We start from the raw sequence: 15,442 nt of genomic DNA, 5'->3' as shown, positions 1-15,442 counted from the left end.
CCTCCCAGGAGGTCTCCAGGAGGAGCCGCTGCTGCGGGTCCATCGCCAGCGCCTCACGCGGCGAGATCCCGAAGAACGCCGGGTCGAACTTCCCTGCCTCGTAGAGGAATCCGCCCTCGATGGTGCGGGACTTGCCTTCCCGGTCGGCATCCGGTTCGTAGAGGCCGTCCAGGTTCCAGCCGCGGTCGGTCGGGAATCCCGCGATTCCCTCTCCTGCCGTGGCGACCAGCCGCCAGAGGTCCTCGGGGTCGGTCACCCCGCCGGGGTAGCGGCAGGCCATGCCGACGATCGCGATCGGCTCGTCGTCCGCGAGCCGCGGCGCCGGAGCGGCCGTGGCCGCCTCGGGCTCCGTGCCCAGCGCCTCGCCGACCAGGAACTCCGCCAGTTCGCCGGGGGTCGGGTAGTCGAAGACGAGGGTCGCCGGCAGGCGGAGGCCCGTCGCCGTGTTGAGCCGGTTGCGCAGTTCGACGGCGGTCAGCGAGTCGAAGCCGAGCTCCTTGAACGCGCTCCGGGACTTGATCGCGTCGCCGGAGCCGTAGCCGAGCAGCACCGCGACCTGGCCACGGACCAGGCCGTCGACGTAGCGGATCCGCTCGTCGGGCGACAGGCCGGACAGGCGTACGGCGAAGCCCGATCCGGACTCACCCGACGTGGCCGCACGGCGGCCCGGGACACGGACCAGCCCGCGGAAGAGATGCGGCGCCCCCTCGGTGGCGGCGCGCTTGCGCCACACCGGGAGGTCGAGCCGCACCGGCACCAGCGCCGCGCGGTCCACGCCTTCGGCGGCGTCGAAGAGTTCGATGCCCTGCTCGGCCGAGAGCGGCGGAACACCGGACCTGGCCATGCGCTGTGCCTCGGCGTCATCGAGGCGCCCGAGCATGCCACTCTCCGCCCACGGACCCCAGGCCAGCGACTGACCCACAAGCCCCGCACCACGCCGCACCTCAGCCAACGCGTCCAGGAACGCATTCGCCGCCGCATAGTTCGCCTGACCCGCACCACCGAACACACCCGCCGCCGACGAGAACAGCACAAACAGCGGCAGATCCAAATCACGCGTCAACTCGTGCAGATGCCAGGCCGCATCCACCTTCGGACGCAACACCACATCCAAACGCTCCGGAGTCAGCGAGGACAGCACACCGTCATCCAAGACACCGGCGGTGTGTACGACACCCACGAGCGGATGCTCGGCGGGCACGGCGTCCAGCACCGCCGCCAGAGCGTCACGGTCAGCCACATCACACGCGGCCACCCGCACCCCGGCACCCAGCTCCTCCAACTCCGCCACCAACTCAGCGCTGCCTGGGGCCTGTTCACCGCGCCGGGACAGCAAGAGCAGGTGGCGTACGCCGCGCTCCGTTACCAGATGCCGGGCCACCAGACCACCCAGCGCACCACTGGCACCCGTCACCAGGACCGTGCCCTGACCGTCGAGATCGCGCACCGGCCGCTCGGCGGAAACAACGGCCCGCGCCAGCCGCGGCACGAACACCTCACCGCGCCGGATCGCCAACTGCGGCTCACCCGACGCCACCGCCGCGGACAGCACCGCCCGTGATGCCGCATCGCCTTCGAGCTCCACGGCCAGGTCCGGGGCGAGATCGGCGAGGACGAAACGGTCGGGGTTCTCCGACTGCGCCGAACGCAGCAGACCCCACACCGCCGCCTGCACCGGATCCGGCACCTCGGCGTCGTTGCAGGCCACCGCACCTCGCGTCACGACCACCAGCCGCGCCTGCCCGAACTGCTCGTCCGCCAGCCAGCCCTGCACCAACTCCAGGGCGCGACCGGACACTTCATGCGTACGGGCAACGACGTCACCGGCGTCACCGATGTCGTCGACCGTGCCCGCACCCGCGAACGACACCGCCACCACGCCCGGCACCGACTCGCCCACACCCAGTGCGGCGGCGAGCGCCTCCAGATCGGCGTAGCGCACACCCGGTACGGCAACCGCGTCGTCGAGCACCGCCCAGCGCGCCTCGACCCGCTCCTCCGCCACCGCGTGCCCGACCCAGTCCACCTGGAACAGCGCGTCGCGGGTCGCGTTGTGGCCTGCCTCGGCAACCTGCTCCTGCGACACCGCGCGCAGCGCGAGCGAGTCGACGTGGGCGACCGGGGCACCGACGCTGTCGGCCACGGTCAGGGACACACCGGAACCCGCCGGGCTGATCCGGACCCGCAGGACCGTCGCGCCCACAGCGGAGACCGAGACCCCGCTCCACGCGAACGGCAGCCCCGCCGCACCGGCCCGGCCGTCCGCTCCGGCGTCGCCGCCACCCGGCAGGCCCAGGGAGTGCAGCGCGGCGTCGAGCAGCGCCGGGTGCACACCGAACCCGGTGGCATCCACCCCTTCGGGGAGGGCCACTTCGGCGTACAGGTCGTCGCCGTTCCGCCAGGCGGCCCGAAGTCCCTGGAACGCAGGGCCGTATCCCAGGCCCAGTTCGGCCAGGTCGTCGTACAGACCCGACACCTCTACGGCGATCGCGTCGCGCGGCGGCCACTGCTCCAACGCGTCACTCGCGGCGATCGGACCCGCGGACAGCGTTCCGACCGCATGCTGCGTCCACTCCGCGTCAGCGTCCTCCGCCGGCCGTGAATGCACCGTCAACGCACGGCTGCCGTCACTTTCGACAGCACCCACGGCCACCTGGACGGCCACCGCACCGTGCTCGGGCAGCACCAACGGCGCCTGGAGCGTCAGATCGCCCAACACCCGACAGCCGACGGCTTCTCCCACGTGCAGCGCCATGTCCACGAACGCCGTGCCCGGCAGCAGCACCGAGCCCATCACCACGTGATCGGCCAGCCAGGCATGCGAGTCCACCGACAACCGGCTCGTGAACAGGAACTCGTCCCCCTGAGCCGGCACCACCTTCGCACCCAGCAACGGATGCTCCCCCGCGCTCTGCCCCAGCGCCCTCGCGTCGCTCAACCCAACCGGCGACGAGACCAGCCAGAACTGCTCATGCTGGAAGGCGTAGGTGGGCAGGTCGACGCGGCGGGCACCCGTGCCGGCGTAGTACGACGACCAGTCAACTGCCTTGCCGTGTACGTGGAGTTCAGCGAGGGCGGTGAGCAGGCTCTCCGGCTCGTCACGGTTCTTGCGGAGGGCGGTTACGAAGGTGAGCTCCTCGACGCCGGAGCCGGATGTCACGCAGTCCTGGGCCATCGCGGAGAGGACTCCGTCGGGGCCCAGCTCCAGGAACGCGGTCACGCCCGCGGATTCCAGCGTGCGGATGCCGTCCAGGAAACGGACGGCCTCGCGGACGTGGCGGACCCAGTACTCCGGGTCCTGGACCTCCTCGGCCGACAGAACCTCGCCCGTCACGTCCGAGACGATCGACAGCTGCGGGGCGTTGAAGGTCAGCCCCTGTGCGACCGCGCGGAAGTCGTCGAGCATCGCGTCCATACGCGGCGAGTGGAACGCATGACTCACCCGCAACCGCTTGGTCTTACGCCCCTCACCCTCAAAGCGCGCGGCAATCTCAAGAACCGCCGCCTCGTCACCCGAAATCACCGTGGCGCTAGGCCCGTTGAGGGCTGCGATGGACACACCCTCAACCAGCAACGGGAGGACCTCATCCTCCGCCGCCTGCAACGACACCATCGCCCCGCCAGCCGGAAGCGCCTGCATCAGACGACCCCGCCCCGCCACGAGAGCAGCAGCGTCTTCAAGGGACAGCACGCCGGCGACGTACGCAGCCGACAACTCACCAACCGAGTGCCCGAGCAGGAAGTCGGGCTTCACACCCCACGACGTCACCAGCTCAAACAGCGCGACTTCCAGAGCGAACAGACCCGCCTGCGTGAACTGCGTCTGATCCAACAGCTCACCACCGTCGAAGAGGACCTCACGCAGGGGCTGGTCCAGGTGACGGTCCAGCTCCGCGCAGACCGCGTCGAACGCGCCCGCGAAGACGGGATACGCCTCGTACAACTCCCGGCTCATGCCCGCCCGTTGCGAGCCCTGCCCCGAGAACAGCACACCCGTCTTCCCGGGCGACACCGAACCCTGTACCGTCCGCTCACCGATCAGCACCGCCCGGTGCTCCAGCACCGCACGCGTCGTAGCCAGCGAGAAACCGACATCCACGGGAGACAGTTCGGGACGCTCGGCGACGAACGACCTCAGCCGCTCCACCTGCCCCGCCAAAGCCTCCTCGGACTTCGCCGACACCACCCACGGCACCACCGGCAACACCACCGGCCCCACAACCGGCCTCGGCCGCTCAACCTCCGGCGCCTGCTCCAGCAGCACATGCGCATTCGTACCGCTGACGCCGAACGACGAGACACCCGCACGACGCGCGTCCCCTGTCTCCGGCCACGCCACGGCCTCCGTCAGGAGCTCAACAGCCCCCGCCGACCAGTCGACCTGAGGCGTCGGCTCATCCACGTGCAGCGTCCGCGGCAACACACCGTGCCGCATCGCCATGACCATCTTGATGATCCCAGCGACACCCGCAGCCGCCTGCGTGTGACCGATGTTCGACTTAAGCGAACCGAGCCACAGCGGACGCCCCTCCGGACGGCCCTGGCCATACGTCGCGATCAGCGCCTGCGCCTCGATCGGGTCACCCAGCGTCGTACCCGTACCATGCGCCTCCACCGCGTCCACCTGTGAGGCCTGCAGACCGGAGTCGGCCAGGGCCTGGCGGATGACACGCTGCTGGGACGGACCGTTCGGGGCGGTAAGGCCGTTGGACGCGCCGTCCTGGTTCACCGCGGAACCGCGGACGACCGCCAGTACCTCGTGCCCCAGGCGCCGCGCGTCGGAAAGGCGCTCCACCAGGAGCATGCCGACGCCCTCGGACCAGCCCGTGCCGTCCGCTCCCGCCGCGAACGACTTGCAGCGGCCGTCCGCCGCGAGGCCGCCCTGGCGGGAGAACTCGATGAACGCCCCGGGAGTGGACATCACCGTCACACCACCGGCCAGCGCCATCGTGCACTCGCCCTTGCGCAGGGCCTGGACGGCCAGATGCAGGGCGACCAGCGAGGACGAGCACGCCGTGTCGATCGTCATCGTCGGCCCCTCAAGACCGAAGGTGTACGCCACTCGGCCGGACAGGACGCTGCCCGACGTGCCGATCCCGAGGAAGCCCTCGACGCCTTCCGGCACGGAGGCGACCTGCGAGGCGTAGTCGTGGTACATCATTCCGGCGAACACGCCGGTGCGGCTGCCGCGCAGCGAGGCCGGGTCGATGCCGGCGCGCTCGATGGCCTCCCACGTCGCTTCGAGGAGGAGCCGCTGCTGCGGGTCCATCGCCAGCGCCTCGTTCGGCGAGATACCGAAGAACGCCGGGTCGAACTTCCCAGCGTCGTAGAGGAATCCGCCCTCAGCCGTGTACGACGTGTCGCGGCTCTCCGGGTCGGGGTCGTACAGGCCGCTCACGTCCCAGCCGCGGTCGGTCGGGAAGGGTGCGATGCCGTCGCCGCCGGTCACCGCCAGCCGCCACAGGTCCTCCGGGCTGAGCACCCCGCCGGGGTAGCGGCAGCTCATGCCGACGATGGCGATGGGCTCGTCCGTCGCACCCAGCACCGTGGGAAGCCCGTGGTCCAGGTCGGCCTCGCGGGGCGCGACCTCGTCCAGGATGAACTGGGCCAGCGCTTCAGGCGTGGGGTAGTCGAAAACGAGCGTCGCGGGCAGCCGCAGACCGGTCTCGGTGTTGAGCCTGTTGCGCAGCTCCACCGCCGTGAGCGAGTCGAAGCCCAGCTCCTTGAACGCCTGCGCCGGCACTACGGCGTCCCGCGACGCGTGACCGAGGACGAGGGCGACCTCACCGCGCACGAGGTCCATGACCATCGCGGTGCGGTCCGCCTCGCCGAGGCCGCCCAGCCGGTCGGCGAGCGCCGACTCGGCCGCGGCCGACTTCGCGGTACGGCGCTTCGGGACGCGTACGAGGCCGCGCAGCAGCGGCGTCACACCGTTGGACGCGGCGCCACGGCGGAGCACCGCGAGGTCGAGCCGGAGCGGAAGCACCGCTCCCCAGCCCGTGTGCTCGGCGGCGTCGAAGAGGGCGAGACCCTGCTCTGCCGTGAGAGCGGGCAGACCGGCACGTGCCATGCGCTGCAGGTCGGCGTCATCGAGCCGGCCCAGCATGCCGCCCTCGGCCCACGGACCCCAGGCCAGCGACTGACCCGCAAGCCCTTCACCACACCGGACCTCCGCCAGCGCGTCCAGGAACGCGTTCGCCGCCGCGTAGTTCGCCTGCCCCGCCGAACCCAGCGTCGCCGCCGCCGACGAGAACAACACGAACAGCGACAGATCCAAGTCACGCGTCAACTCGTGCAGATGCCAGGCCGCATCCACCTTCGGACGCAACACCGCGTCCAGGCGTTGCGGGGTGAGGGAGGAGAGGATGCCGTCGTCCAGGACACCCGCCGTGTGTACGACACCCACCAGCGGATGCTCGGCGGGCACGGCGTCCAGCACCGCCGCCAGGGCGTCGCGGTCGGCTACGTCACACGCGGCCACCCGCACCGCGGCTCCCAGCTCCTCCAGCTCCGCCACCAACTCACGGCTACCTGGAGCCTGTTCACCGCGCCGAGACACGAGGAGCAAGCTGCGTGCGCCCCGCTCGGCCACCAGGTGCCGGGCCACCAGACCACCCAGCGCACCACTCGCACCGGTCACCAGCACCGTGCCCTGGCCATCCAGCACACCCACCGGCTGCTCATCGGCAACAACGGCCCGCGCCAGCCGCGGCACGAACACCTCACCGCGCCGGATCGCCAACTGCGGCTCACCCGAAGCCACCGCCGCGGACAGCACCGCTTGCGACGCCTCATCCCCGTCCAGATCCACCAGGACGAAACGGTCGGGGTTCTCCGTCTGCGCCGAACGCAGCAGACCCCACACCGCCGCCTGCACCGGATCCGGCACCTCAGCCCCGTCACGGGCCACCGCACCCCGCGTCACGACCACCAGCCGCGCCTGACCAGCCGACTCATCCGCCAGCCAGCCCTGCACCAACTCCAAGGCACGACCAGTCACTTCATGCGTCCGCGCAACAACACCCTCTGCACCGGAACCGAGCCCACTCAGGTCCTCGACCCGCACCTCGGACTCGCCCGCGTCCGCAGGCACAGCCAGCGCCGACCACTCCACCCGGAACAACGCATCCCGAGCCACACCACCACTGCCCGCACCCTGCAACTGCTCAGCAGTCACCGGACGCAACGCCAACGACTCCACCGACGCCACATGCGCACCCGAGCCGTCAGCCAACAGCAACGACACACCCGAACCCGAGCGCACGATCCGCACCCGCAACACCCGCGCACCCACCGCGGACAGCGATACCCCCGACCACGCGAACGGCAGACCAGGCGAACCACCCTCGATCGTCTCGCCGTCCCCGGACGTCAGGCCCATCGCGTGCAGTGCGGCGTCCAGCAAGGCGGGGTGTACGCCGAACCCGTCGGCGTCTGCGCCCTCGGGAAGGGACACCTCCGCGAACACCTCGTCGTCGCGCTTCCAGACGGACTGCAGCCCCTGGAAGACGGGGCCGTACCCGTAACCCAGTCCGGCGAGTCCCTCGTAGAAGCCCTCGACATCCACGGCCACCGCGTCGCGCGGGGGCCACACCTCAAGCCCCTCACCCACGCCCACGGCCCCGGCCTCGGCCGACAGCACACCCCGGGCATGACACACCCACTCGCCCTCGGCATCATCAGCCGGCCGCGAATGCACACTCACCCCACGACGACCATCCACACCCGCCGCCACCACCGACAACTGAACCGACACCCCACCACGCTCAGGCACCACCAACGGCGCCTCCAGCGTCAGCTCCTCAAGCCCCCCACAACCAACCCTCTCCCCCGCGAACAACGCCAGATCCACAAACGCCGTACCCGGCAACAACACCGAACCCAACACCACATGATCCGCAAGCCACGCATGCGACTGAAGAGAAAGGCGCCCCGTCAACACGAGTCCATCGCCCTCGGCGAGCGATATCGCCGCGCCCAGAAGCGGGTGCTCCGTGGAGTGCTGACCGACGCCGGTCATGTCACCGAGAAGCGTCGTCGGCGCCGCGGCCCAGTACCACTGCCTCTGGAAGGCATACGTCGGCAATCCGACCCGTCGCGCACCGCTGCCGGCGTAGTACGCCGACCAGTCAACTCCCATGCCCCGTACGTACAGTTCGGCCAGCGCCGCGACCAGCGAACCCGGCTCCTCACGGTCCTTCCGAAGCACGGGCACAAAGGCAAGCCCCTCACCGGAGTCAGACGTGACGCAGTCCTGTGCCATCGCGGACAGCACTCCGTCCGGACCCAGCTCCAGGAACCTGGTCACACCCTCCGCTTCCAAGGCCCGGACGCCGTCCAGGAAACGAACGGCTTCGCGGACGTGGCGCACCCAGTACTCCGGGTCCCGCACATCCTCGGCCGACAGGACCTCGCCCGTCACATCCGAGACGATCGACAGCTGAGGGGCATTGAAAGTCAGCCCCTGAGCGACCGCGCGGAAGTCGTCGAGCATCCCGTCCATACGCGGCGAGTGGAACGCATGACTCACCCGCAACCGCTTGGTCTTACGACCCTCACCCTCAAAGCGCGCGGCAATCTCAAGAACCGCCGCCTCGTCACCCGAAATCACCGTGGCGTTGGGCCCGTTGAGGGCTGCGATGGACACACCCTCAACCAGCAACGGGAGGACCTCATCCTCCGCCGCCTGCAACGACACCATCGCCCCGCCAGCCGGAAGCGCCTGCATCAGACGACCCCGCGCCGCCACGAGAGCAGCAGCGTCTTCAAGGGACAGCACGCCGGCGACGTACGCAGCCGACAACTCACCAACCGAGTGCCCGAGCAGGAAGTCGGGCTTCACACCCCACGACGTCACCAACTCAAACAGCGCCACCTCAAGCGCGAACAGACCCGCCTGCGTGAACTGCGTCTGCCCCAGCAGCTCACCACCCTCGAACACCACCTCACGAAGAGGCCGCTCCAGATGACGGTCCAACTCCGCACACACCGCATCAAACGCATCCGCGAAGACGGGATACGCCTCATACAACTCCCGACCCATGCCCGCCCGTTGCGAGCCCTGCCCCGAGAACAGCACACCCGTCTTCCCGGGCGACACCGAACCCTGAACCGTCCGCTCACCGATCAACACCGCCCGATGCCCCAGCACCGCACGCGTCGTCACCAGCGAGAACCCGACATCCACCGGCGACAACTCAGACCCGCCCGGCCGCTCGGCGACGAACGACCGCAGCCGATCCACCTGCCCCGCCAGCCCCGCCTCCGACTTCGCCGACACCACCCACGGCACCACCGGCAACGCCACCGGACCCGCAACCGCCTCCGGCTCCTCCACCTCCGGCGCCTGCTCCAGCACCACATGCGCATTCGTGCCGCTGATGCCGAACGACGAGACACCGGCCCGCCGCGGCTCGCCCGTCTCCGGCCACGCAACCGACTCCGCCAGGAGCTCAACCGCCCCCGCCGACCAGTCCACGTGCGAGGACGGCTCATCCACGTGCAGCGTCTGCGGCAGCACACCCTCCCGCATCGCCATGACCATCTTGATGATGCCGCCCACGCCGGCCGCCGCCGCGGCGTGACCGATGTTGGACTTGATCGAGCCCAGCCACAGCGGGCGGCCGTCGGCGCGTTCCTGGCCGTAGGTCGCGATGAGCGCCTGGGCCTCGATCGGGTCACCGAGACGGGTGCCCGTGCCGTGCGCCTCCACCGCGTCCACCTGCGATGCCGACAGGCCCGCGTTCGCCAGGGCCTGACGGATCACACGCTGCTGCGACGGGCCGTTCGGGGCGGTCAGGCCGTTGGACGCGCCGTCCTGGTTGATCGCGCTGCCCCGCACCACCGCGAGGACCTCGTGGCCCAGGCGCCGCGCGTCGGACAGGCGCTCCACCAGGAGCACGCCCACGCCCTCGGACCAGCCCGTGCCGTCCGCCGCCTCCGCGAAGGGCTTGCAGCGGCCGTCCGCAGCGAGGCCGCGCTGGCGGGAGAACTCCACGAACGCGGCCGGGGTGGCGAGGAGGGCGACGCCGCCCGCGAGCGCCATGCTGCACTCGCCCTGGCGCAGGGCCTGCGCGGCGAGGTGCAGGGCGACCAGGGACGACGAGCACGCGGTGTCGACCGTCACGGCCGGGCCCTCCAGGCCCATCATGTAGGCGATGCGGCCGGAGACCACGCTCGTCGCGGTGCCCGTGATGAGGTGGCCTTCGCCTCCCTCGGGGGTCTGGGCGGCGCCGGCGCCGTATCCGGACGAGGAGGCTCCGGCGAAGACGCCGATCTGCTCGCCGCGCACCGACGTCGGGTCGATGCCCGCACGCTCGAAGACCTCCCAGGAGGCTTCGAGGAGGAGCCGCTGCTGCGGGTCCATCGCCAGCGCCTCACGCGGCGAGATCCCGAAGAACCCGGCGTCGAAGGCGCCCGCCCCGTGCAGGAAGCCGCCCTGGAGGGTGTAGCTCGTCCCGGGGTTGGCCGGGTCGGGGTCGTAGATGCCTTCCAGGTCCCAGCCACGGGTCGTGGGGAAGCCGGTGATGCCGTCGCCGCCGGTGGCGAGGAGCCGCCACAGGTCCTCGGGGCTCTCGACCTCGCCGGGGTAGCGGCAGCTCATGCCGACGATGGCGATCAGGTCGTCGTCCTCGGCGGCCGCGGTGCCGCCGGCCGGGGCGCGCGTGCCCGTGGCGGACGCCTGGTGAGTGTCGGAGGTCCCGTACCTGCCGCCGAGTTCGGAGGCGAGTTCGGCGTCGAGGAACCGGGCGAGGACGGCCGGCGTCGGGTGGTCGAAGACCATGGTGGTCGGGAGGCTCAGGCCCGTCTCGGCGGTGAGCCTGTTGCGCAGTTCGACGGCGGTGAGCGAGTCGAAGCCGAGCTCACGGAAGGCCCGGTCGGGATCGACTCCGTCCATCGAGCCGTGTCCCAGTACGACGGCGGCCTGGCGCCTGACCAGTTCGGTCAGTGCCTCGGTGCGCTCGGTGGCGCTCAGGTGCCCGAGCCGTTCGCCCAGGGGAGACGGGCCCTCTGCCGGGCCGGTCGTCCCGTCGGGTCCTGCGGGGGTCGTCAGCGCCTCGCGCGCCTCGGCGAGGTCGCCGATCAGCGGGCGGGGGCGTGCCGCGGCGAAGACCGGCACGAAGCGCGTCCAGTCCATGTCCGCGACGGTTACCAGGGTGTCGTCGCAGTCCAGTGCCCGCTGCAGCGCGGCGATCGCGGGGGCGGGCTCCATGGAGCGGATGCCCAGGCGCAGCAGCTGCTCGCCTTCCTCGCCGTCGGCCATGCCGCCGCCGGCCCAGGCCCCCCAGGCGACCGCGGTCGCGGGGACGCCGCGTGCCCTGCGGCGCTGGACCAGTCCGTCGAGGTAGGCGTTGGCGGCGGCGTAGCCGCTCTGGCCGCCGCTGCCCCAGACTCCGGCGACGGAGGAGAAGACGACGAAGGCGTCGAGGTCGTGGCCTTCGAGCAGTTCGTCCAGGTGGACGGCGCCCGCGACCTTGGCGGACAGCTCCGCGGCGAGCGTCTCGGTGGTGGCCTCGGACAGCAGTGTGGCCGTGCCCACGCCCGCGGCGTGCACGACGGTCCGCAGGGCGCTTTGCTCGCCGTCCGGCGTGGCGGTGGTCTGCTCGATCAGGGCGGCGACGGCTGCGCGGTCGGCGATGTCGCAGGCGACGATGGTCACCTGGGTGCCGAACTCCTGGAGTTCGTCGACGAGTTCGGCGACTCCGGGTGCGTCGGGGCCGCGGCGGCTGGTGAGGATCAGGCGCTCCGCGCCGCCCTTGGCCAGCCAGCGGGCCACATGCCGACCGAGCGCACCGGTACCGCCCGTGATGAGCGCGGTGCCTCGCGGCGTCCACGTCGAGCCGTCGGTGCTCTCTCCTCGGGGGTCGCGGACGAGTCGACGTACGAAGGTTCCGGAGGAGCGCACGGCCACCTGGTCCTCGCCGGCGTCGGCGAGGACCGCGCACAGCCGGCCGGCCGCGCGCTCGTCCAGCGTGGCGGGCAGGTCGACCAGCCCGCCCCAGCGGTGGGCGCACTCCAGGCCGACGACCCTGCCGAGTCCCCACAGCGCGGCCTGGGCGGCGCTGGTCAGCGGGTCGGAGCGGCCGACGGAGACGGCTCCGCGCGTGCCGAGCCAGAGCGGCGCGTCTATCTCCGCGTCGCCGAGCGCCTGGACCAGCGCGAGCGTGCCGGCCATGCCCGCGACCACCACGGGGTGGTCGGGGTGCGGCTCCTCGTCCAGGGCCAGGAGGGAGAGCACGCCGGTCGGCTGCCCGGCGTCCTGTCCGGAGTCCTGGAGGGCTTGGGCTAGGTCGTGCGCGAGTGTCGTGCGGTCGGCGGCGAAGGCGTCGACGTGCAGCGGCAGCGCCGTGGCGCCGTGCGCGGAGAGGGCGTCGATCGTGCTGCGCACCAAGGGGTCGTCAGCGGCGCCGTGGGGGATGGCGACGAGCCAGCTGCCCGTCAGCGCGCTGCCCGACGGCTGTGCCGCGGGGCCGGCCGTGGCGGGCTTCCAGCTGATGCCGTAACGCCATTCGTCGGCCGTGGAGTTGTCGCGGCTCTGCCGTCGCCAGGCGGCGAGCGCCGGGAGCGCGTCGGCCAGCGGGGCGGAGTCGTCGGGGCGTACGGCGTCGACGAGCGACTGCAGGTCCTCGCGTTCTACGGCGTCCCAGAACCGGGCCTCTTCGGGGGTGTTGCCGCCCTCGCCGCCCACGACGGCATGGTCCTCGGGGACATGCGGCCAGTAGCGCTGCCCTTGGAAGGCGTAGGTGGGCAGGTCGACGCGGCGGGCACCGGTACCGGAGAAGTACGTCGCCCAGTCGACCGCCTTGCCGCGCACGTGCAGTTCGGCGAGTGCGGCGGCGGACGTGCGTGCCTCGTCGCGTCCCTTGCGGAGCGCGGGGACGAAAAGGGTGTCCTCGGTGCCGTCGGTGAGGCAGTCCTGTGCCATGGCGGAGAGCACTCCGTCGGGGCCCAGTTCCAGGTACGCGGTCACGCCCTGGTTCTGCAGGGTGCGGATGCCGTCGAGGAAGCGGACGGCCTCGCGGACGTGGCGCACCCAGTACTCCGCCGTACGGATCTCCCGTGCGGGAATCACCGCGCCGGTGACGTTGGAGACGATCGCGATCTCGGGGGCGTTGAAGGTGAGGCTCTGCGCGACGGCGCGGAAGTCGTCGAGCATGGCGTCCATGCGCGGCGAGTGGAAGGCATGGCTGACCCGCAGGCGCTTGGTCTTGCGCCCCTCGGCCTCGAAGTGTGCGGCGATCCGGAGGACCTCTTCCTCGTCGCCCGAAATCACCGTGGAGCGGGGGCCGTTGAGGGCGGCGACGGATACGCCGTCGACCAGCAGCGGGAGGACCTCGTCCTCCGTCGCCTGGAGCGAGACCATCGCCCCGCCGGTCGGGAGAGCCTGCATCAGGCGGCCGCGGGCAGCCACGAGAGCGGCAGCGTCTTCCAGGGACAGCACGCCGGCGACGTACGCAGCCGACAGCTCGCCGATCGAGTGGCCCAGCAGGAAGTCGGGCTTCACACCCCACGACGTCACCAGCTCAAACAGCGCCACCTCAAGCGCGAACAGACCCGCCTGCGTGAACTGTGTCTGGTCCAGCAGCTCACCACCCTCGAAGACCACGTCACGCAGCGGCCGGTCCAGGTGACGGTCCAGCTCCGTGCACACCGCGTCGAACGCCTCCGCGAAGGCGGGGTATGTCTCGTACAACTCCCGGCCCATTCCGGACCGTTGTGAGCCCTGGCCCGAGAACAGCACCGCCAGACGTCCGGGCGCGGCCACGCCGCGCCCCACCGCCGGGCCGTCGCCGGCGGCGCTCAACTCCCGGATGCCGTCGACGAGTCCGGCATGTCCGTCGGCGAGGACCACGGCTCGGTGTTCCAGAGCGGCGCGTCCCGTGGCGAGCGAGAAGCCGACGTCCAGGGCGTGGGATTCGTGTGCGGTGGCGTTCTCCAGGTGGGCGAGGAGTTCGCCGGCCTGTGCCTTGAGTGCCTCGCCGGTCGCGCCCGAGACGAGCCAGGGGACGATCGGCAGGGTCCGGTCCTGCCCGGATCCGTCGGTGGACGGCTTTTCCTCGCGCGCGGGGGCCTGCTCGACGATGACGTGTGCGTTCGTGCCGCTCACGCCGAAGGAGGAGACGCCGGCACGGCGCGGTTGCCCGGTCCGCGGCCACTCCACCGGCTCCGTCAGGAGCTCGACGGACCCGGCGGACCAGTCCACGTGCGGCGTCGGCTCGTCGACGTGGAGGGTCCGGGGCAGGGCGGCGTGCCGCAGCGCCATCACCATCTTGATCACACCGGCGACGCCCGAAGCGGCCTGTGCGTGACCGAAGTTGGACTTCATCGAGCCGAGGAACAGCGGCCTGCCCTCCGGCCTGTCCTGGCCGTACGTCTCCACGAGGGCCTGCGCCTCGATGGGGTCGCCGAGGACGGTGCCGGTGCCGTGCGCCTCGACGGCGTCGATCTGCGCGGGCGAGAGGCCGGCGTTGGCCAGCGCGGCGCGGATGACACGGCGCTGCGAGGGGCCGTTCGGCGCGGTCAGGCCGTTGCTGGCGCCGTCCTGGTTCACGGCGGAGCCGCGGATCACCGCGAGGACCTCGCGCCCGTTGCGGAGCGCGTCGGAAAGCCGCTCCACCACCAGGACGCCCACGCCCTCGGCCCAGCCGGTGCCATCGGCGGCGGCCGCGAAGGACTTGCAGCGGCCGTCCGCCGCGAGACCGCCCTGCTGGCTGAACTCGGCGAACGCGCCGGGGTTGTTCATCACGGTCACACCCGCGGCCAGCGCGAGGGAGCACTCGCGCTGGCGCAGTGCCTGCACCGCCTGGTGGAGGGCCACGAGCGACGACGAGCACGCGGTGTCGATCGTCACGGCCGGGCCCTCCAGGCCCAGGGAGTAGGAGACGCGCCCGGAGACGACGCTTCCGGCGGTGCCGGTGACGTAGTAGCCCGCGACGTTCTCGTTCGACTGCCGCAGGCTCGTCTCGTACCCGGACGACTGGGCTCCGACGAAGACGCCGGTCGCGGTTCCGCGCAGCGACGAGGGGTCGACTCCCGCCCGTTCCAGGGCCTTCCAGGACTCCTCGAGGAGCACGCGCTGCTGCGGGTCCATCGCCAGCGCCTCGCGCGGGGAGATCCCGAAGAAGCCCGCGTCGAAGTCCGTGACCCCGTCGACGAAGCCTCCCTCGAAGGTGACCGCGTTGTCGTGGGCCTCCTCGTAGAGCCGCTCCAGGTCCCAGCCGCGGTCGGTCGGGAACCCGGTGACCGCGTCGGTCCCGGACGCGACCAGGTTCCACAGGCCCTCGGGGCTCGTCACACCTCCCGGGTAGCGGCAGCTCATCCCGGTGATCGCGATCGGTTCCCGCGCCGCATCGGTGAGCTGGGTGTTCTCCCGCCGCAACCGGTCTACCTCTTTGAGCGACGCGCGCAGCGCTTCGAGAACCTTGTCAGCCGAACTAGCCAT

Annotated in this window: 1 protein-coding gene (cut by a window edge); it reads right to left on the bottom strand. The window is 71.3% G+C overall.

Going from position 1 to position 15,442, the window contains the following annotated elements:
- Positions 1-15,442 carry the 5' portion of a type I polyketide synthase gene (locus tag AB5J49_RS35675; protein WP_369172973.1) on the bottom strand. Its footprint begins 14,303 nt before the window's first position, so 15,442 of the gene's 29,745 nt are visible here — the first part of the coding sequence; the start codon lies at positions 15,440-15,442; the stop codon falls past the left edge of the window.

The organism is Streptomyces sp. R28, assembly GCF_041052385.1.
GTDB lineage: Bacteria > Actinomycetota > Actinomycetes > Streptomycetales > Streptomycetaceae > Streptomyces.
Note: the sequence above shows the minus strand (reverse complement) of the source record. Positions and strands in the feature narration are given on the sequence as shown.